The organism is Poriferisphaera sp. WC338, from assembly GCF_050931845.1.
Lineage (GTDB): Bacteria > Planctomycetota > Phycisphaerae > Phycisphaerales > Phycisphaeraceae > Poriferisphaera.
Window position 1 is genome coordinate 3293338 of the sequence record NZ_CP194516.1, and the last position, 20592, is coordinate 3313929.

Genomic DNA, 20592 nt, shown 5'->3' on the forward strand with positions numbered 1-20592 from the left:
GAAGACTTAAATATTTATCGGCTTATTTCAGCAAGACTTTACCAGTGCCAGGCACAATCTCGCCAAGGTTGTAAACCGTCTCACCTTGGCGTTTGAGCTTGGTGGTGATCGCTTCGGCGAAGTGAGGCCGAACGATCAGAACGTAGCCGATGCCCATGTTGAAGACACGGAACATTTCTGCAGGAGCGACATTACCATGTTTCTTGAGGAATTTAAAAAGCGGAGGTACATCCCATGCTTTTTTGGAAATCTTTGCATCAAGGTTAGAGGGCAACGCTCGATTGACGTTGTTGGGTAACCCGCCACCAGTGATATGTGCCATGCCACCGATAGGTTTTTTGCGGGAATAGGAACGCAGTACGCTACAAATCTGCTTCGAGTAGATGCGCGTGGGTTCAAGCAGTACTTCGCCGAGGGGGCGGTCTGGATCGACTTCGGGGTAAACCTTGCGGATGTCGAGCTTAGCGTGATCAATGATTTTGCGGACAAGAGAGAAGCCGTTGGAATGAACACCGGATGACGCAAGACCGAGAATAACGTCGCCTTCTTCAACGCGTGAACCGTCAACAACTTTAGAGAGTTCAACGACACCAACCGTGAAGCCCGCAAGATCGAAATCGCCTTCCTTGTATACATCCGCCATTTCAGCGGTTTCACCGCCAAGCAATGCGCAGCCCGCCAACTGGCAGCCGTCGGCCACACCCTTGACGATCTGCTCCATCTGCTGTGGGATCACCTTGTGAATCCCGACATAATCCAGGAAAAACAGCGGCTCGGCCCCTTGAACGATCATGTCGTTGACGTTCATGGCGACACAATCCTGTCCGACGGTGTCATAGATGCCTAACTCAATGGCTAGCATGACTTTAGTGCCAACGCCATCTGCTCCTGAAACAAGGACGGGGTCTTTATAGTTGCGTTTGAAGAGCTTCTCGTTGTAGTCGAGCCGGAAGCAACCCGCGAAAGCGCCGTGCTTGCCGAGGACACGCGGGCCATAAGTTCTGCGCAGGTGGCCTTTTATGCGATCGACAACCTCATCGCCTGCCTCGATATCTACGCCTGAGTCGGCATAGGTCAAACCGTTTTTGGTGCTGCTTTTACGTGCCATAGTGCTGGATAGTGTACGGTAAACCCGGCTCAGGTAAAATATTACTGGATATGTACGTGCAACAGCCAGATAATGGACTATCCTTACATTGGCGTCTAGCCACACAATGAACGCTTGGGTTCCATAAAACGTATGAGCAGTGTTGTGTTTTTCACCACACTTGGAGAAGTATGAATCATACCGCGCCTATCAAGAAACTCGGCGACTTGTTCGCCAAACACGGGCTGCGCTGCACAAGACAGCGAACCGCTCTGTACGAAGCATTATCCAAATCGAGCGCACATCCGACTGCGGATGAATTGTTTAGATCGCTTAGCGGTAAGGTGCCGGCGATGAGTCTGGCAACGGTTTACAACACCTTAGAAGTCTTTTGCGAAGTAGGATTGGCGCAAAAACTACCGGGAGCCGGAGCAAATGGGTCCGCACGATATGACGCTGGGGACGAACCACATCTGCATCTGCGATGCCAGAAAACTGGAAAGATCGCCGACTTGCCAGAGCCATTTGGCAAGCAGATTTTGGAAGTGATCCCGGAAAATCTCATTAAACAAATCGAGAAGCAGCTTGGGTTCAAAGTGAACCAAATACAGATCGAATTGATTGGTGAGGATCTGAATGCTGAACATGAAGCTGTGACAACAGTGACACCAGCCAATACGAAAACCCGCAAGCCAAAGCATGAAACAGATTGCAACAAGCAAGAAGAGGCGTATCAGAAATCACTTGATGCTGCACTGCATCCACGTATGCCGAAATAATGATGATGTGTGATGAGGTAAATGGCCGCGCTTTTAGGGCGCGGTTTTTTGTTGCGTAGACCGGTGTCATTGATGATCGTCTAAGCACGGATTAGATGTGCATACGACGTGTATAAAGAAACCATTCAATCAGGAGGAATGCAAGCGCGATCCATGCAAAGTAATGCCAAATTTCACGTGTGATCGCCGCACGGCGAGATTGGCCTTGTGTGGAAACAGAGCCTACAACAAGTTGATCGACAGGTCGGAGATCACTTTCTATCGGATCGAGAAGATTCACGAATAGACGATCATAAGGTGGCTGAATATCGGTTTGATCGGTGTGATACTCGCCAGCACGTGCCATCGGGCCAAGCACCGCAAGCTGATCGCGGATTTGGAGTTGACTAACAGTCGTCGGGCCGGTGTAAGTAACTGATGTGGCGGATTGCTCGACAGGGATCTTAATGTATTGGCCAGTCAGATAGTGCAGACCTGCGGTATCGAGTTGTGAGCCGAGCCCCATGGTTTGCAGTGCGTTTTGGACGAACATAGGGAAGCTATAGTGAAGGGGCCAACGCGTGTCAGAGAGACTGAAAGCGGTGAAAACGTATTGTGTGCCATCACGAATAAGATGCGCCATAACCGGGCCGGAGCGTGCGTTCGCAAGGACAGATGCATCATCGGTGAGGACAAGGCGGCCGGGATTAATGAGCATCACATCGCTGAGGGTGAGATGCCGCAGTAAAGAGTGGGTCTGCTCCCAACTGATGATGTTGTAGGCGAGGCGTTCTGTGTTGAGGCTAGTCTTGATATCTATCCCTTGAATAGATGGTGGTGAACCAAAATAGAGACTATTCACGTTGGGTGGAGTCGTTGGGGCATAATCATCAAAGATGATGAGGTCAAAACCTTGCATAGTCGTGATGCCAGTAACACCCGCGTCCCAACCTGCCCGGCGAAGTGCCGCGTGGTCTTGATCTTCATATCGCTTAGGTGTCATGTAGACAAGATCTTGCACGCCCATGCTGCGAACAGCTCGTTCCCAATAAGATCGGTTGACGGATGCGTTCTGGCCACCAGTAACCAAAAGTACACGGAGTTGCTTTGATGGCGCAATCATCATACTCGCAGTGTTGTCTGCAACTAATGCGTCCTCGTAATCAACGTTAAGACGGACGGCGGCGCTGTCAGGTTGAATCAAATCGAAAGTAAAAATCTGCTCATCAGGTGTTTCCTGCTGCATAGCTTTGAATTTGATCTTTTTAACCTGCACGATCTTGTCGTCAACAAAAAGCTTCAGGTTGGTGGTGATACCTTTGTTACTGTAGTTTGCGAGGGTGGCAAAAAGTTGGAGTATGTGAGGGCGTTGCAGGTCACGACGTGCGGCTAGACGAACGATGGCGATATTGTCAGGATGATTGGGTGCGGTGCTATCGTCAATCTTTGACCCAACTTTAATGTAGCGGAGTTTGGCACCACGAAGTGCGACACTTTGGTTGCTAGACATCTGCACACGACCATCTGAAATCACGTAAACCTGCATCTGTTTGCCACTGCCGTCGGCTTGAGTCGCGTCGGGTTCAATGATGGCGAGCGCCTCTGCGAGACGCGATGGCTGATCGGTAGACTGGATCTGGTCGACGGCTTGCTTAAGCTTGGCGCGATCGCTGGTGAAACGAGTGCGAACTTTAGCACTGCCGGCAAAGCTGACGACCATCGCACCACTTTGATCGTCTTGGGATTCCTGTAGATCCAGACTATCAATTAATTGATAAGCAGCTTGTTTGGCCTCAGCAAGACGGGTGGGGGTAATGTCAGTAGCATTCATGGATGCGCTATGGTCGATAAGGATTACAACACGTTTACCAACTTCGGCATCGGCGTGCAGCGCGGGGCGGGCAAGTGCGATAAGCAAAGCAAGTAGGATGATCAGTTGCAAAAGCAGCAGAAGGTTACGACGGATCTTCTGGAAAGGAGAATTAACCTGAAGATCTTGAATTGCTTTTTGCCAAAGGAGCGTGGTGGAGACAGCGATTCGCCGGCGGCGGAGCTTAAGGAAGTACAGCAACAGCAACGACGGGATCAAAATACCGGCGGCGATGAGTGCTGTGATGGGTGAAAGTAAGCTCATGTTTATTGTTTATTACTCATGGTTGCTGTTTTGTTTGTACGGTTATCCAACAAGACCGCGTTGACGAAGGTATTTTAAAATCAATGTTTCGACCGGGACAGAGGTATCGGCGAGTAGGTAGAGGATGTCACGTTTACTGCACTGGGTGCGCACATGATTGCAGTAGGCTTCGAGGTTGGCCTGGTAACGGTCAATAAGTTCGGGGGTGATGGAAACCTCGGTGATGTCCCCGTCCTCAATGTCCTGAAGACGAAGATCACCAAGCAGGTCACCCTTACGAGGATCTACTTCTTCTGGTGAAAGGAGTTGTAAAGCATAAACATCACGGGTCGCGCCGGTAAGATAATTTAAAGCGTCGCCAAGCTCTCCCTTATCAAAGAAATCAGAGATGAGAACGATCACGCCGGGGTGTTGCTGATGACGGGCAAGGCTTTTGCAAACACGTGAAAAGTCACCAGGCTGTGTGGCGGAAGTGATTTCAGGTGTGTTTGTTTCAAGAAAATTGATAACATGGGGCATGGGGCGGCGACCACGAAGATTGGGCAAGCTGGCAGTAATATCATCTGTGAAAGTGAATAGGCTGAGACGGTTGTATTTAATGAGTGAGATGTATGACAGCGCCGCGGCGAGTTGCTTCATGTAACGAAGTTTGTTGGGGTTGCCGTGGTTCATGGAGGCAGTGGTGTCAAGGACGATACTGACGGTAAGGTCTTCTTCTTCCATGAAGAGGCGAAGGAAAAGTTTGTCGAGGCGAGCGTAAAGATTCCAATCGATAAAGCGGAGGTCATCGCCGGAGACGTAATTGCGGAAGTCAGCGAATTCGACGGACTGGCCACGTTTTTTACTACGGCGTTCACCTTGCATCTTACCTCGCAGAATTTTGCGCGAGAGAATATCCAGCCGCTCAAGACGTTTGAGAAACGTGGGTGTGAGCAGTGGCTCTCGTTCGGTTTTGATGACGGGCTGATTCAAGGTCGCTCCGATAAATGGTTCACTTGCTTATGATGGATTAAACACTCGTCGATGCGTTGGCAGAAATCTTCTCCGCGATGTCCTGAAGAATCATGTCGGTGGTCATCCCTTCGGCCTGTGCTTCAAAGTTGAGCAGAATGCGATGACGCATGGCAGGAAGGAGAATAGCTTTGATATCTTCGATGGCGACATGACCACGGCCATCGAGAAGCGCTCGAACCTTAGCGCCAAGGACGAGTGATTGCGCCGCACGAGGCGAGCCACCAACACGTAAAAACTGCTTGGAGAGAGATGAGGCGAACTCACCTTCAGGATGGGTAGCAAGTACACAACGGATCGCGTAATCCTGCACGTTCGGGGCAATCATGACTTGTCGAACGAGTTTCTGGATCTCAATAATACGCTGCGCATCAAGTACTTTTTCGATGGTTGGCGATTCGGCACGTGTAGTGCGATCGAGGATTTCGTGAAGCTCTGTACGAGAAGAATAGCCGACATCGAGCTTAAAGAAAAAACGGTCAAGCTGAGCTTCAGGGAGAGGATAAGTACCTTCCTGCTCAAGGGGGTTTTGCGTGGCCATGACGAAAAAGGGCTTGGCCATGGGATGCGAAGTCCCACTAACAGTGACAGAACGTTCCTGCATAGCTTCGAGCATGGAAGATTGTGTTTTAGGCGTAGCGCGGTTGATCTCGTCGGCAAGAATAATCTGTGAGAAGATTGGCCCGCGTTGGAATTGGAATTCGCGACGAATCGAACCATCTTGTGATTGGCCTTCAACCACGATGGTCGTGCCAGTGATATCGGCAGGCATCAGGTCAGGTGTGAATTGGATACGAGAAAAATCTAACGAGAGCGCTTCAGAGAGGCTGCGGATAAGCAGTGTTTTGCCGAGGCCTGGGACACCTTCGAGTAGACAGTGACCGCCTACAAAGAGGCAGGTAAGTACACCGTCAATAATGTCGTCGTGCCCAACGATCACGCGGCCCACTTGATCCTTCACAGCCTTGTAGGTGCTGACAAACTGTTTCGCTTGTTCCAATACTTGTGTATTTTCATTCATGCTCAGCTACTCCTATTCATGGTAGCAATCGTGTATCTACTTTTAATCTTGATCTAGTCGCCGGTTTGCACGGCGTTTGGCAGAAAGAAGACGGCTGGTAACGTCTTCATCCTGCTTATCATTTGGTTTCTTAGTGATGATTGGTGCGGGTTTGTGGGTGGGCGCGTTGGCGGCACCACCGAGCGATTCAGCAAGCGGTTTGGCGACTTTGCCTTTACTTTCAGTTGCAGCGAACTTCTTACCTGCCCGACGATCGCGTGCTGCTTGGATGAGTTTTTGACGTTGTTGTTCTTCGATCGCTGCAACAGCAACAGCAGCTTCCGCGAGTGCATCTTCATCGGTACGTGTGGCTTCGGTGGTTTCATCCTTGGTACGACGGAGACTGCTGAGCGTTTGCTCAGTCTTACGGCTCTTACGACGTTTACGTTCGGCTCTACGATGGCGATACCACTGCACGATTTCTGCGGCGTCCCATGCAATGCGGCGATTGGCCACATCTAGGATGAGTAGGATGAGCAGCAGATAGAGCAGCGGCATCCATACCGAACGCAGGGTGCTTGCATATATTTCTTGATCGCGTTTGAAGGGGTTAAAATTTGATGCAGCAAGAGGATTGATGAGTTGCCCGCCAGTGATGTCGGTGACACGTTTAAGCGCGGTCATGTTGGTGTCGAAGCGACGGAGCTCTTTGCCGGGAAGTCGTGTCGCACCGGAGGTGGCACGCTCTTGGCGGCCGGCGATATCGGTCATCATCGCCTCGACCACATAGTTACCGGCACCGCTTACAGGAACCACCGCTTCATACATGCCGGGGCCGGTCTGCGTGAATTCTGTATCGATAATCTCACCATCTGGCGACATGATCGCGCCTGTCGCGCGGAGGCTGTTGTCGAACTGTGCTTTGCCGTGTCGTGATTTTTCAAAACCAAGCCCTGCATCGATACGCACAACCATCTGATTTCCTCTGATCTCGCTGAAGATATCGATCTCGCTGCTCTGGGCAGGACGTGCGACGGCACGGACAATACGTGTCCAGAAATCCGCATATCCACCCCAACGAAGCCAATTCACAGCCCAACGATTGGTCGCGTCGGAAGTGAACGCAGCCACACGACCAAGACCCACACGACCATGTGCAAAGATGGGTTCTTGTTCTGGGCCAACAAGTGGTGTGTAAACAGGGCGATCGTTACGCTCGCCGGTCAAGACATAGCCTCTAAGCGCGGGATAGGCCGAAAACTTGTTAATGATAGGCGATCCGGTCATGCGTTGTTGCGGTGTGAAGTCGATTTCTTTGACAAGATTCTTGCGGATCGTCTTGGCTTCTTTGATGAAAACCTGCGGGAGCATCGTAGGATCGCTAACTGGTGTATATTGCCCGCCGCAGCGTTGTGCGACCCATTGCATAAAGGTGTGATCAACATCATCGCCGACACCGATGGAAGAAAGGGTGATGCCAGCAACGGCCATTTTTCGGAACAACTTATTGTAAGCTGCCTGATCAGTCTCAGATTGCCCATCGGTAAGAAGAATAATGTGCTTGATGGCCGCATCACTCGTGCGGAGCGGCGCAAGCTTGCGATAAGCCAATTGAAGACCGCTGTATATATTCGTGCCACCACCCGGTTCGATGGCGCGAATACGCTCGGCCACAGCGTCTGGCTTGTTGTTGGGCTTAACATCAGAAATCAGATAAGGCGATTGATCAAACGCAACCACACCCACAAGATCCTGCGGATAAAGTGTAGAAAGCGCAAGTACAGCGGACTCATTAGCAAGTTGCTGTTTGTTGCGGTACGTGCCATTAACCATGCCGGTCATGGAGCCGGAACGGTCGATGACCAACACCAGCGCCCCGGAAGGCAACAGTGTTTGCGACGGGATCTGACAACTGACGGGCAGAATTTTTTTGTCGATTGGTGAATTGGTCCAACCACCAGCGCCAAAAGCTCCTTGACCACCGAGCATGATAAAACCGCCGCCGAGATCACGGACATATTTCACGATGTTGGTCTGACTACGCTGAGAGATTTTGTCGGCGGAAACATCTTGAAAAACAATCGCATCGTATTGTTGAAGCTGACGGAGTGTGGCGGGGAAAGCCGCCGGTGAAATCTTCTTGATACGTAGATCATGATTGGCAAGTGTTTGCGGGAGGATATCACCACTTGAGTTTTCAAGGCCATCAACAAAGAGAATGGTGCCGCGACCTTTCACTACGGTACATGCGTCGGCGACATTATTGATCGGTGTGGCATCATAGCCATCATCGGGCATAAAGACGGCTTGAAAATTGTTTACACCTGTAAAATTTAGTGGAAGTTCAATGTCATCAATCACCGCTTCATAACGGCCAAGCGGTGTTGCCCCCTCATCACCTTCGTGTTTACGCAAAGACCATTCATCGTTGTTGACAGGGCGGCCTCTGTTATCATCAACAATCTTCAGGTCAATGAATTGCTCGTTGTGTTTGATGTGTAGGAAACCGGTGGCAGGGACATTCGCTCGAAGCACAACGCGTAACGCCACGGTTTGGCCTTCACGCGCTTCGACAGGTGCGATCAATTTTTCGACCATGACCTCATTCTGATTGCGAAGCGGTGTAATCAATACATCAATGGGAATGCCTGCCGCGGCGGCTTCGTAAGCAGCATCGATCATGTCACCTTCAGTATCGTTGCCATCGGTAATAAGCATGACGCGCGCGTTGGAGGCAGCATCGAACATGCCGATACTGCTACGGATCGCTTTGGAAGTGTTTGTTCCTTCTGCGGGCGAAACGATCACGCCCGGATCGCTGTTCACGATTTTACTGGGTTGGGATCGCACCATAGTGCGGCCGTCAAAACTCAATACCGCAACCTTGTCATCTTCACGCTTGTCTTCGGCAAAATCCGAAGTCACATCCGCGATCCAATCTTCTGTGGATTTATAATCAGCCTTTGATGATGGATCGCGAGCCTCTGCGGCTTCCCCAAGCGCTTTAAGATCTGCAAATTTCCGTACCGATTCAGACTGATCCATTGCTACAACAAGCGTCAGATCGCTATGAAAACTCACCATCTGCAAATCGGCGAGCATGAGCGTGAGCAAAAGTAACAAAATCAATCGCAATGAAATTGCAGTCCAACGACGAACCTTTTCCATTGCACGAAGGCTACGCAGACCCAGCCAAACAATCGGCCCTGCCAATAGCATCAGCCAAAGATATTCAGGATGGTTAAAAGCAATACTCAATCGCGGTTTCGTCTCAGTGTGTGATGCTTCGGTTGATGATCAGGTAGGGTCATGTAGCTGGTGCATTATTCCGGTGCCGCGGGTGCTCCTTGTAGCTTGCCCGTGTCATCATTCGACTGTCCATAATATTGATGAAGCGTTTTGTGATACCGACGTGGTACACGGTTTTCACTCACTGCTTGCTCAGCATGTTCAACGGCTTCGGAAGTTTCCATGCTGACCGACACACCGGGTTCACCTGCGTAAACCGGCCCTTCCTTTTCCCATGACACGATCTGCCTGCCATCTTCGCCTTCTTGCAAGTGTTCAACTCTTTGAGATTGAATCTTGCCCGAGTTTCGGGAAGCGCCAAGTGGATGACCACCACTTTCTTGCCCGCTACTGGAGCCGGACGTTTGATTTTGCTGGTTCGCAGGATCGTTTTCGTCTTGCCCACCCGAGCCGCTCTGTTCGAGTTGCTGCATGGCTTGCTGCATTTGTGATTGTGCAGATTGCATCTGATTCGCCTGCTGTTGTTTCTGTCCGAGCTGGCCGAAATGCTGCTGCGCAGCATCAGCGCCTTGAGAAAACTGACTCTCAGAAGATGAATCGCCTGAAGATGATTGACCAGACTGCTGGCCGGATTGTGATTGTTGCCCGGGCTGCTGCCCTTGCTGTTGACCACTTTGTTGATTCGCACCTTGTTGCTGACCGGGTTGTGATCCTTGTTGGCCTTGTTGCTGATTTTGTTGTTGTGAAGATTGCTGACCAGGCTGTTGTGATGGTGTCTGCTGGGGCTGGGCGTTCTGAGGTTGTGAAGGTGAAGATTGCTGGTTGGCAGGCTTCGGCTGCGGTGGCGTCCCAGGCGATTGATTCGGCGCAGCTGGTTGCGGCTGTTTCGGCAGCGCATTGGCCATCTGCTGCATGGCTTGCGACAAACCGCCGCTGGTGCGTTGTTGATTTTGATGAGTTTGCTGATTTTGTTGCTGCTGTTGAACTTGTTTGTTCACATCATTAGCTTGCTGTGGGTCTATCCCCTTCTGCTGCAATGCTTCTTTGACTTGTTGCGGATTAAACTGTTTCTTTTGCAGGTCATTGATCTGTGCATCGTTCAAGCCTGCATCCTTCAGCGCATCTTTAATCGCTTGCTCGCTTTGTTCGGCAAGCTCATCCTGTTTTTCCGCCGCCTGATTTAACTGTTCAGATAGTTCCTTGAGCTGCTTTTGCAACTGCGTTTTCTGCTGCTTCGACATCTGATCCTGATTGATCTGATTCGACAGGCGATTCAGTTCTTTGCTGGCTTCTTTAAAATCACCACGTCGCATGGCATCAATCATATCATCGGCCGGCCCTCGTTCGGTCGTCTCTAACCGACTCATCGTGTTACGCACCCACTTAAGCTCTTCTTCTTCCTGCTTCTTTTGCTCAATCACTTGCTCGCGCATGCGAGCAAGCTGCTCCAGTGCTTCTTCACGCTCCGCATCACTTTGAATACGCTTGCGGCTCAATGAAGCCAGCTGATGATTAACTTGCTGTAACGATGCCTGCCGCGTGACATTCTTCGTATCCACCTTCTGTAACACAACCTCGGCTTCCTGAAGATGTTTGATTGATTGTTTTTCGCTTTGTTTTTTCGCCGCGATTTGTTTTTGATTCGCTCGCATCCCGAATGGATCCGGCTGGTAGATCGAAAGATACAAACCCAACCCTGCTACGAGCAACACGCCACCCACAACATGCAACCACCGCGAACCGAGACGCAGCTTAAACGCCGGCCCAAGCGCGCTGACTTCACTCGCGACCTGCTCTGCATCCGCAATCACCTTCCCCGCAAACGGATGATCGTCCTGCCTCTTGGCATAGACCGCGGTACTAATCATGTCTTTGAGCGCAAGTTTATCGTCGACTTGTTTAGCAATTTCATTTTTGCCCAGCCGCCGACTCCAGGCAAAAAACAACGACAAGACCAACACTAATCCGCCAAGCACGCCGTATACCAACATTGGCACAACCCAAAGCAATAGATGCTGCAACAGTAGCATAACCGCCGCAAGCAACACGCCCAACAAAAGCATGGTTGCCAGCCAGTCGATCCAGCGCTGCAGAAACAGTCGCCTGCTCACGCGCTTCAGTACCCGGTCAATCGCGCCCATCGGCTCCCTTCAATAAAGCGATCAATGATCTTGTCCCGCCCCGCCGGAATCGCACCTGCTGCCGTCTAAAACTAACACGACAACCTATACATCATAACTCGGAAACGCCCGCGTTCCCAGCATTTACAGAACTTCCACACAAATGCAGCTATCGCGGCTTTCATGCTCAATATTGATACAGATCCTATGAGAGACGAGTTCGACCAACCGTCAAAATTTGTGCAAAACTTCACGAGGCAAAGCCGATCAGTCGCAGCACATACTGCCCATCACCTGATGCAGCCGTTGCAAATCTCCGAGCAACGGTAACGTCTGATCAAGCGGAAGCATCGTCGCGCCATCGCTGAGAGCAGATTTAGGATCGGGATGTGTTTCAATAAACAGTGCATGCACGCCTGCTGCCACCGCACATCGCGCAAGCAGCGGCGCACGTTCTGGCCGCCCACCTGAAGCATTGCCCTGCCCGCCCGGCTGCTGCGTGGAATGCGTCACATCAAAACACACCGGCCACTCACCGGCCACCATATCACCCACACCCACAAAATCATTTACCAACCGGTTGTACCCAAAAAACGTGCCGCGCTCAGTGAGCATGATTCCGCCATCAGTCTCTCCTGCCCCACTCTCGATCAATTTATTGATCACGTTATCCATCTCGGCAGGTGACAGGAACTGTCCTTTCTTCACATTCACAGTCTTCTGTGTCTCCGCGCAAGCCACAAGCAAATCGGTTTGACGACACAAAAACGCGGGCACCTGAAGTAAGTCAATCACCGGCGCAATCCGTTTCGGCTGATCGCTCTCATGCACATCCGTCGTTACTGGCACGCCCAACTCTGCTTTCACCTTCTCCATCACCCGCAATCCCTCATCAATCCCCAAACCCCGCGGCGAGCCAATCGAACTGCGGTTCGCCTTGTCAAAACTCCCCTTGAAGATGTACCCAAAACCAAGGGCCGCACAACGATCACGCACCGCTGAACCAATCTGCACACACTGGTCATACGACTCCATCACGCACGGCCCTGCAATAATCGCAAGCGGCTGCCCCGCGCCAATTTTTACCCGCCCCACATCAATCGTTTTTTTCGCTTGGTTCATCCGCATATCTTAACCGCCCCGCGCGAGTTCGTCAGATTTTGATTGTTTAGAGGTCATACCTCGAGACGATTTGTAAACCTGCACTCAATTCGGCGGATGATAAAAGCCGCAAACAAAGCGGCGGCCAAACAAGCGGCCCAATACAGCCAGAGAATATAGTCATTATGCGCCGCCGACCTGCCGGGGATGTGCCTGCTCCAACCACTAGACATACCGCTTCCAGCATGATCATAGCCATCGACTTCACTCAAGAGCCCCCAACCTCCGCCTTTCCCAAAAAACTCATGCTGCTTATTTCCAGACAGCAGAAAGGCATACTTAAAAAGCAGTGCAGCTGTTTCATCAACTGCGATTTGGCACGATGATCCGAGGCGCTGCTGCAAGAACATTTCGATTTCGCCAACCGATGCGTCTTCCCATTGAAGAGGGCTTTCCGGATCAGTCACAAAACGCTCGGGATAGCCCCTTCGCTCATCATCAGCAAAAGAATCACCTGTATGCGTCACCTGATACTTGTGCAAAAGTTCTTTAGATAAGGTGCCCATGCGTTGCTGCTCATGATCAAGCACAAGAATCGGGCCGTTGATTTCGTCCATACTCCGAGCATCCTGAAAAACGGACAAATTAATGAGCGTATAGGCATGCAGGGCATCCTTGCTGTAGCGGAAAGAACGATCAAATGGCTGACTGATGGAAACTAAATAAAGAGCGACTATGTGGGCATCAGTGTTGCGATACTTGTGTGGCCAATTGCGACGCTGGAAAGACAAGGCATGGGTCCGCCGCATCCCATACTCACGGTAGAAATAGAAGTACGCATCATGCTGCCAAAGATATCCAAGCACGATCATCGTCACCAACACCAACAACATGCTGAACCTGAAAAAGAGAGACAGAATCACGGGCTTTCTTTTGCATGCCGGCATATAGCCAGTCACCGATAAATCTGCACCACACTCTGGGCAATGATCACCCTGCAGGTTCACAATAGGATAACCACAACCTCTACATTCTGGATATTGAACCGGCCTACCACAAAGCAGCCGCCATACGTAAAGATATGGATCTCGGCGTTTGCGTACCGAACGCGCATGTACGGGAATATGCGACGTTACTCCAGAATTACATTCAGTCATTCGTGCATTCCAAAAATGCAAATGAGTGCCACCAATGCTCCGTGACATTGAAAAATCCTGACATGCGTCAGGGGCTATATCACCTTACCTTTAGAAGGTCGATAACTTAATAGCCATCACTCTTGGCTGCCGCACCAGTCACAATCGCCACACCTGCCGAACAACCCAGCCGATCCGCGCCCGCATCAATCATCGTCATCGCATCTTCATAAGATCGAATCCCGCCGGATGCTTTAACCTTAATGCCTGTCGCATGCTTCCGCATTAGCTTTACCGCTTCGACACTTGCACCACCTGCTCCATGAAAACCGGTTGACGTTTTCACAAAATCAACACCACTTTCAATCGCGGCCTGACATGCTGCGGCAATCCGCCGTTCCGCTTCTGCATCTGTCACATCCTTCATCAAGAATGCAGACTCGATGATCACCTTCACCACAATCTCGGGATTCACCGCACGTGCTTCTTTCACAATCCGTGAAAAATCTTCCCGCAATTCTTCTACATCGCCCTTTACCAGGTTCGGCAAGTTCCCCACAAAATCAATTTCTTCCGAACCATCTTTCGCTGCAACCGTAGCCTCAATCTTCTTCACATCTTCGCTCATAGCACCAAGCGGGAACCCAACCACACTACATGTCTTCGTTTTAGCTTGCCGAGAACGCAGCGTTTTACTAACCGCCTTCACGAAACTACCGTTCACGCACACACTGGCAAACCCATGAATCATCGCTTCATCAACCAGTGTTCGAATCTCAGTTTTCTCTGCTTCTGCTTTCAAACAGGTGTGATCAATATAGTTTGCAATATCCATATGTGGCTCCTCTTGGATTCCTTAATGGGCAGCACCATCTTGGTCTAATGCTTCAAAAAACTTTTTCAACACCACACCGTAACGCGCTGGATCATGTTCTGCCAGTCTCGTGTGCCCTGCCCCGTCAATTGCGACAAATTCCCCTTGTTCTGCAGCCTTTGCGATCGACTCCGCAGTATCCATGCCACATACTACATCTTGTGTTCCGTGCAGTACCAAGAGCGGACATGTCAGCTTTCTCGCATCCTCCTCACGATCCATTTCCAATAAGCCTGGCAATTTACGATTCAGAATCGGACCCGCTAAGCTCACAAGCGGCCACGTCGGATACTTCTTTAATCGCATTACATTCCGCACCGGCTCATCCCAAAAACGGTACGGCCCTTCCGCGATAACACCAATGATGCACGGATCCTCATCGTCGCACATTTCAGGGGCGCGAATTACATTCCCCGCGCCCATCGAATACCCAAATAGCACCACGCCGCGTTTCACATCTTCCTCAGCCAATTGCTCCACCACACACTTCACATCCGCGGGCTCAAGCATTCCAAGCCCGCATGTCTTTGCTTCGCTCTCCCCCTGCCCGCGCAGATCAAACACGACCACTTTCCACGCCACTTTCGCATCACAGATCACCTTCCCCACCCCATTCATCGCACCGTATTTGCTGTCGCCATATCCATGCACCACCACCACCGTCGGCCCATCTCTTTTTCCACCCTCCAAAATCCAACCACTCGTCCCGCTCCCATCAGCAAAGCTAAAATTTACTTCCTCCCCGCTCAATCCCAATTCCTCTGGCTGCGTTGCAAGCCCACGCCCAAGCGCCACCGCAAACGTCCGCCGAGTCGGATGACGCAACGACCAAACCAAACCCAACGTCCCACCGATCACAATGATCAGCCACGCCACAAAAAACAAAAGCAGTAAGCCCAACAATGTATCCATGATCACAACAGCATACCCGACCTCGCGTTAGCTTTCTGCCTTGATGCCTATTCCCGTCGCAACCCAGTACAATGTTTTGAGTACTATGAAACCGCAGGGAGCCAACCATGACCGATCAAAAACTGCTCAACCACGCCATCCAAGAAGCACAGCTCGGCCTCTCAGAAGGTGGGCTCCCCATCGGTTCTGTCCTTGCTGATGCAGACGGCAACATCGTTGCCCGCGGGCACAATCTCCGCGTACAAACCGGCGACCCCACCGCGCATGCTGAAACTGTTTGCATCCGAGCTGCTGGCCGCCGCCGTGACTGGCACTCCCTCACACTCGCCTCAACCCTCTCGCCCTGCATCATGTGTACAGGCACATCGCTCCTCTACAAAATTCCGCGCGTCATCATCGGCGAAAACAAGAATTTCCTTGGTGCTGAAGAACTCTTTCAGCAACATAGCGTCAAACTCATCAACCTCAACGACCCAACCTGTATCCAAATGATGGCCAACTTCATCAAGCAACATCCCGACCTCTGGAACGAAGACATCGGACTATAGTTGCCCATCAACATCCCTTAACTACCCCCCTAAAATCCCCCAGCAAAATTCTTCTGCTCTCTTGCACAACCTGCACGATCTAATACCTAGGATCCTGCGCGGTGGTCGCCGCTAATGCACAGAGCAAACCGATGAATGAACAAACCCCACCAGTTCCCGAACCTGAAAACAATCACAATACCTCTTCATCAACAAAGCCCCATAAAAAAGGACGTATTCCCGCTAAATGGGTCGGCCCACTCATTGGAATCTCGTTTGTTACCGTGGCGATTCTCGCATTACTCTTTTTTAATCCAAAACCCAAACCTGAACCCCGCCAACAAGCTATCCGACCGGCAAAACTATTAACACTTGGTTCACCTACTGAAGCCAACATCGTCAATTTCCCTGGCCGAGTCAAAGCAGGTCAATCCGTCGATCTCGCCTTCCAGGTTACAGGACAAATTATTGAGCTCCCCATCAAGCAAGGCGATGAAGTCAAGCAAGGAGATCTGATCGCCCAACTTGATCCACGCGACTTCCAAAACAATGTCGCCAAAGCACAAGCCACTCTCACTGAAAAACAAACTATCCTCGATCAGATCCGTCAACTCGTCGAGCGCAATGCCGCCACAAATGTTGAACTTACCAACGCACTCGCTGCACAACAGATTGCGATGGCACAATTACAAATTGAACAAAAAGCACTCGACGACACCACGCTCCGCGCTCCATTTGCCGGCCTTGTTGCCCGAAAGTATGTCGATAATTTTCAAAACATCCAAGCCAAACAAACCATCATCTCACTGCAAAACGTCAGCGACGTAGAAATCATTGTCGACATCCCCGAAGCCATCGTTGCCAAATCACAAAGAGATGAGCAGCCGCCAAGAATCGACGCAACTTTTGATTTCCTTCCGGGCCGCACTTTCCCCCTCACCATGAAAGAATATCAATCCGAAGCCAACCCCATCACACAAACTTACGAAGTCACCCTCACCATGCCCGCTCCCAAAGATGTCTTGATCCTTCCCGGCATGTCCGCCAGTGTTGATGTCTATCCCACAGATGAAACCCAATCCGATCTCGGATTCGCCGTTCCGATCGCGGCCGTGTTCAAAGAAAAAGATCAATCCTACGTTTGGCTCGTCAATCCCGACAACAACGAAGTCTCCAAGCAACCCGTGACTGTCGGAAAACTTTCTGACCAAAACGCCATCATCACCGAAGGGCTTTCCTCTGGCAACACCATCGTCACCTCTGGCGCATCACAACTTAACCCTGGCCAGATGATCCGGCCATTTAATGCTAAAGAATACGGCCCGTAACACAATCATCTAACTACAAGATAGACAACGCACACACCATCTCATGAACATCGCTGAACTCGCCATCAAGTATAAAGTCGTCACGATTGCTTTCACGATCGCGATTGCTTTTGCAGGTATTCTTGCCTACGACAAGCTCAGCCGCCTCGAAGACCCCGAATTCACCATCAAAGAAGCACTCGTCTATGCCACTTACCCTGGCGCCTCTCCCAAAGAAGTCGAGGAAGAAGTCACCGACCCACTCGAAACGGCCATCCAACAACTTGGCCAAATCAAACGCATCCGTTCCCGCTCCGAATTCGGCTTCGCACAAATCAATGTCGAAATCAAAGACAACTACGACGCCAAAACACTTCCACAGGTCTGGGACGAACTACGACGCAAGATAACTGATGCCAAACCCGATTTACCCCCAAATACCAGCACTCTCGTTTACGACGACTTCGGTGATGTCTATGGCTTATACTTCGCCGTCACCGGACCTGACTACTCCTATGCCGAACTCAAAAGCTATGTCGACTACCTCCGTCGTGAACTACTCCTCGTCCAAGACGTCGCCAAAATCTCTCTCTATGGCGTGCAAAAAGAAGTCGTCTACATCGAAGTCTCCAATACCAAGCTCACACAACTCGGCATCTCCCTCGACAACATCTATAACCTTCTCGAAAAACAAAACCTCCTCGAACCCGCAGGCAAAGTCCAAGTTGGCACTGAGTACATCCGTATCAACCCTACCGGCGGTTTCAGTTCTGTTGAAGAAATTGGCAATCTGCTCATCACAGCTGCACAAGCCACCGAGCAACAACAAGACACCGCTAGCAAAACCACCGCCATCATCCGCCTTCGTGATGTGGCCGACATCTACCGTGGCTATGAAGAACCACCCACCAGCAAACTTTTCTTTGACGGACAGCCCGCCATCGGTATCGGTATCTCCACCGTCTCCGGCGGCAATGTCGTCAACATGGGGCTCGCCGTCGAACAGCGCATGCGCGAACTCGAACCCTTCCGCCCTGTCGGCGTCACCTTCGGTGAAATCTCCATCCAATCTCGCTCGGTCAGCGCCGCCGTCAACGGTTTCATCATCAACCTCATCGAAGCCGTTGTTATCGTCGTCGGCGTTCTTCTCCTCGCCATGGGCCTCCGCTCTGGACTCATCATTGGATTTGTTCTCGTCCTCATTGTCCTCGGCACGTTTCTCATCATGCAATGGTTCGGCATTGCGCTTCAACGCATCTCACTCGGCGCACTTATCATTGCCCTCGGCATGCTAGTCGATAACGCTATCGTCATCGTCGAAGGCGGCATCATTGGCCAAAAACAAGGCAAAACAAGGCTCGAATCGCTCAAACAAATCGTCCGTCAAACCACCTTCCCTTTACTAGGCGCGACTGTTGTCGCTATCCTCGCCTTCGCTGGCATTGGCCTTTCCAATGATTCTACAGGTGAGTTCGTCGGCTCTCTCTTCTGGGTTATCCTCATCTCCCTCTTACTCTCTTGGATCTTCGCCATCACCACCACACCGCTCGTCTGTTACTACTTTCTTAAAGTCAAACCCGACAAGCAAGGCTCCGATCCCTACGATAATTTCATCCTGAATACTTACAAACGCTTCCTCACTTTCGTTCTTAACTTCCGCCTCACCGCTGTCCTGCTTCTGATCGCCGCACTCACCTTCTCACTCTGGGGCATGCAGTTCATCCCACAATCGTTCTTTCCCGACTCAACCCGCCCACAGTTCTACCTCGACTACTGGCTCCCGCAAGGCACGCACATCGACATCACCGAAAAAGATCTTCAGCAAATCGCTGAACATACTATGACTCTCCCTAACGTCACCAACACCACCACTTTTCTCGGCAAAGGCGCACTCCGTTTCATCCTCACCTACGCACCTGAAGATCAAAACACTGCTTACGGCCAACTCCTCGTATCTGTCAACGAATACGACGACATCGACAAAACCATCCCCTTGCTCAAAACATACATCCACAACAACTTTCCCGAAGCTCAACCCATCTTCAACAAGTTTGTCCTCGGCACTGGCGGTGGCGCAAAGATTGAAGCACGTTTCTCCGGTCCAGATCCCTCCGTCCTCCGAAAGCTTTCACTGCAAGCCAAAGAAATTTTCTACCAAAACAACAACGCTACCAACATCCGCGATGATTGGCGACAACCCGTCCTTACCATCCGGCCACAAATTTCCGAACAGCGCACCATCGCTGCTGGCCTTACTCAGGAAGACATCGCACAAGCCATCCAAACACAATTCACCGGCCTTGACGTCGGTACATACCGTGATGGCAATAAACTTCTCCCCATCATCTCTCGCCGTCCACCTGAAGAAGGCGCCGCCGCCCAACAACTCCAGAACGTTCAGGTCTGGTCCAACGCCGCCGCCACCACCATCCCCCTCAGCCAACTCGTTACTAGCTTCGACACCGAATGGGAAGACCCCATCATCCGTCGTCGCGACCGCCGCCTCACCATCACCGCACAATGCGACCCCGACATCGGCAACGCTTCCATACTCTTTAATCAACTCCGCCCAAAAATTGAAGCCATCCCCTTACCCGCCGGTTATATGTTTGAATGGGGTGGCGAGTACGACGACTCCAAAGAAGCAAAAACCAAACTATTCGCTTCCGTCCCCATCGTCATCGCAGCCATGATCCTCACCATCATCCTCATCTTCAACGCCATCCGCACCCCACTCATCATTGTCCTCACTGTCCCTCTCGCCATCGTCGGCGTCGCCATCGGACTCGTCTCCACACAACAGCCCTTCAACTTCATGGCGCTTCTTGGCTTCCTCGCACTCTCCGGCATGCTCATCAAAAACGCCATCGTCCTCATCGACCAAATCAACCTCGAAATCCGTGAAGGCAAGCAGCCGCATACCGCCGTCGTTCACTCCGCTGTCTCTCGCGTTCGCCCCGTCACCCTCGCCGCCATCACCACCATCCTCGGCATGATCCCTCTGCTCTCCGATGTCTTCTTCGCCGCCATGGCTGTCACCATCATGGCTGGTCTCGCCTTCGCCACACTCCTCACCCTCATCGTCGTCCCCCTGCTCTATACCATCTTCTTCAACATCAAATCACCAAGCGACTATACCGACGACCAAACACCTCTATCATGAGGATGGCACACGAAACGCAACTGAATCAGCCTGCCTGCATCCAAGTTAGCGCATCTCAACTCTAAGCGATTACTCATCACTAAACTCACAAACAAATAGTAGTTTTGCAGCTATCCCTTATTGCAATACGGCTATACCTACAATCCTGCAATAGGACTAACATACATGTAATTGCTAATTTCAAATTAATCTTCTAATTACAAAAAGAACTTT

Annotated in this window: 14 protein-coding genes; 4 read left to right on the plus strand and 10 right to left on the minus strand. The window is 51.1% G+C overall.

The features are described 5' to 3' along the window. Nucleotides 1–22: 22 nt before the first annotated feature. The gene (purM, locus tag ACQ6WK_RS13630; protein WP_432797930.1) at nt 23–1108 is read right to left on the minus strand and encodes a phosphoribosylformylglycinamidine cyclo-ligase; all 1086 of its coding nucleotides are present in this window, start codon (nt 1106–1108) and stop codon (nt 23–25) included. Nucleotides 1109–1278: 170 nt separating this feature from the next. Between purM and ACQ6WK_RS13635 the strand changes: the two genes are divergently transcribed. Then, on the plus strand, nt 1279–1866 hold the full coding sequence (locus ACQ6WK_RS13635; protein WP_432797931.1) for a Fur family transcriptional regulator: 588 nt from the start codon (nt 1279–1281) through the stop codon (nt 1864–1866). Between the two features lie 91 nt (nt 1867–1957). Here the strand turns inward: ACQ6WK_RS13635 and ACQ6WK_RS13640 are convergent, their stop codons facing one another. The 9 genes from ACQ6WK_RS13640 to ACQ6WK_RS13680 form a co-directional block, all read right to left on the minus strand. Beyond that, nucleotides 1958–3979: a vWA domain-containing protein gene (locus tag ACQ6WK_RS13640; RefSeq protein ID WP_432797932.1), complete on the minus strand. Its 2022-nt coding sequence runs from the start codon at nt 3977–3979 to the stop codon at nt 1958–1960. Between the two features lie 42 nt (nt 3980–4021). Beyond that, nucleotides 4022–4951 (minus strand): DUF58 domain-containing protein, encoded by a 930-nt coding sequence (locus ACQ6WK_RS13645; protein ID WP_432797933.1) that lies wholly within the window; start codon nt 4949–4951, stop codon nt 4022–4024. Nucleotides 4952–4988: 37 nt separating this feature from the next. After that, complete coding sequence (locus tag ACQ6WK_RS13650) at nt 4989–6011, minus strand: AAA family ATPase (protein ID WP_432797934.1); 1023 nt, start codon at nt 6009–6011, stop codon at nt 4989–4991. A 42-nt stretch (nt 6012–6053) separates the two neighbouring features. Then, nucleotides 6054–9248 (minus strand): VWA domain-containing protein, encoded by a 3195-nt coding sequence (locus ACQ6WK_RS13655; RefSeq protein ID WP_432797935.1) that lies wholly within the window; start codon nt 9246–9248, stop codon nt 6054–6056. A 65-nt stretch (nt 9249–9313) separates the two neighbouring features. Next, nucleotides 9314–11380, minus strand: a complete 2067-nt coding sequence (locus ACQ6WK_RS13660) for a hypothetical protein (RefSeq protein ID WP_432797936.1) — start codon at nt 11378–11380, stop codon at nt 9314–9316. A 246-nt stretch (nt 11381–11626) separates the two neighbouring features. Then, on the minus strand, nt 11627–12481 hold the full coding sequence (gene kdsA / locus ACQ6WK_RS13665; RefSeq protein WP_432797937.1) for a 3-deoxy-8-phosphooctulonate synthase: 855 nt from the start codon (nt 12479–12481) through the stop codon (nt 11627–11629). A 53-nt stretch (nt 12482–12534) separates the two neighbouring features. Further along, a complete protein-coding gene (locus tag ACQ6WK_RS13670) occupies nt 12535–13353 on the minus strand; it encodes a hypothetical protein (RefSeq protein WP_432797938.1) in 819 nt (272 codons plus the stop codon). A 370-nt stretch (nt 13354–13723) separates the two neighbouring features. Next, nucleotides 13724–14431 carry a deoxyribose-phosphate aldolase gene (deoC, locus tag ACQ6WK_RS13675; RefSeq protein ID WP_432797939.1) on the minus strand — a complete coding sequence of 236 codons (708 nt, stop codon included), beginning with the start codon at nt 14429–14431 and terminating at the stop codon, nt 13724–13726. A 21-nt stretch (nt 14432–14452) separates the two neighbouring features. After that, a complete protein-coding gene (locus ACQ6WK_RS13680) occupies nt 14453–15382 on the minus strand; it encodes an alpha/beta hydrolase (RefSeq protein ID WP_432797940.1) in 930 nt (309 codons plus the stop codon). Nucleotides 15383–15489: 107 nt separating this feature from the next. Between ACQ6WK_RS13680 and ACQ6WK_RS13685 the strand changes: the two genes are divergently transcribed. The 3 genes from ACQ6WK_RS13685 (at nt 15490) to ACQ6WK_RS13695 (ending at nt 20379) form a co-directional block, all read left to right on the plus strand. Beyond that, nucleotides 15490–15930, plus strand: a complete 441-nt coding sequence (locus ACQ6WK_RS13685) for a nucleoside deaminase (protein ID WP_432797941.1) — start codon at nt 15490–15492, stop codon at nt 15928–15930. A 131-nt stretch (nt 15931–16061) separates the two neighbouring features. Next, entirely contained in the window at nt 16062–17237 is a 1176-nt protein-coding gene (locus ACQ6WK_RS13690; RefSeq protein WP_432797942.1) for an efflux RND transporter periplasmic adaptor subunit, read from the plus strand. A 43-nt stretch (nt 17238–17280) separates the two neighbouring features. Beyond that, nucleotides 17281–20379: an efflux RND transporter permease subunit gene (locus ACQ6WK_RS13695; RefSeq protein WP_432797943.1), complete on the plus strand. Its 3099-nt coding sequence runs from the start codon at nt 17281–17283 to the stop codon at nt 20377–20379. Nucleotides 20380–20592 lie beyond the last annotated feature (213 nt).

Excerpts from the sequence above, each read along its gene's own strand:
- purM (WP_432797930.1), bottom strand. The coding sequence starts at position 1,108 with ATGGCACGTAAAAGCAGCACCAAAAACGGTTTGACCTATGCCGACTCA.
- ACQ6WK_RS13635 (WP_432797931.1), top strand. The coding sequence starts at position 1,279 with ATGAATCATACCGCGCCTATCAAGAAACTCGGCGACTTGTTCGCCAAA.
- ACQ6WK_RS13640 (WP_432797932.1), bottom strand. The coding sequence starts at position 3,979 with ATGAGCTTACTTTCACCCATCACAGCACTCATCGCCGCCGGTATTTTG.
- ACQ6WK_RS13650 (WP_432797934.1), bottom strand. The coding sequence starts at position 6,011 with ATGAATGAAAATACACAAGTATTGGAACAAGCGAAACAGTTTGTCAGC.
- ACQ6WK_RS13660 (WP_432797936.1), bottom strand. The coding sequence starts at position 11,380 with ATGGGCGCGATTGACCGGGTACTGAAGCGCGTGAGCAGGCGACTGTTT.
- kdsA (WP_432797937.1), bottom strand. The coding sequence starts at position 12,481 with ATGAACCAAGCGAAAAAAACGATTGATGTGGGGCGGGTAAAAATTGGC.
- ACQ6WK_RS13670 (WP_432797938.1), bottom strand. The coding sequence starts at position 13,353 with ATGTTGTTGGTGTTGGTGACGATGATCGTGCTTGGATATCTTTGGCAG.
- deoC (WP_432797939.1), bottom strand. The coding sequence starts at position 14,431 with ATGGATATTGCAAACTATATTGATCACACCTGTTTGAAAGCAGAAGCA.
- ACQ6WK_RS13680 (WP_432797940.1), bottom strand. The coding sequence starts at position 15,382 with ATGGATACATTGTTGGGCTTACTGCTTTTGTTTTTTGTGGCGTGGCTG.
- ACQ6WK_RS13685 (WP_432797941.1), top strand. The coding sequence starts at position 15,490 with ATGACCGATCAAAAACTGCTCAACCACGCCATCCAAGAAGCACAGCTC.
- ACQ6WK_RS13690 (WP_432797942.1), top strand. The coding sequence starts at position 16,062 with ATGAATGAACAAACCCCACCAGTTCCCGAACCTGAAAACAATCACAAT.
- ACQ6WK_RS13695 (WP_432797943.1), top strand. The coding sequence starts at position 17,281 with ATGAACATCGCTGAACTCGCCATCAAGTATAAAGTCGTCACGATTGCT.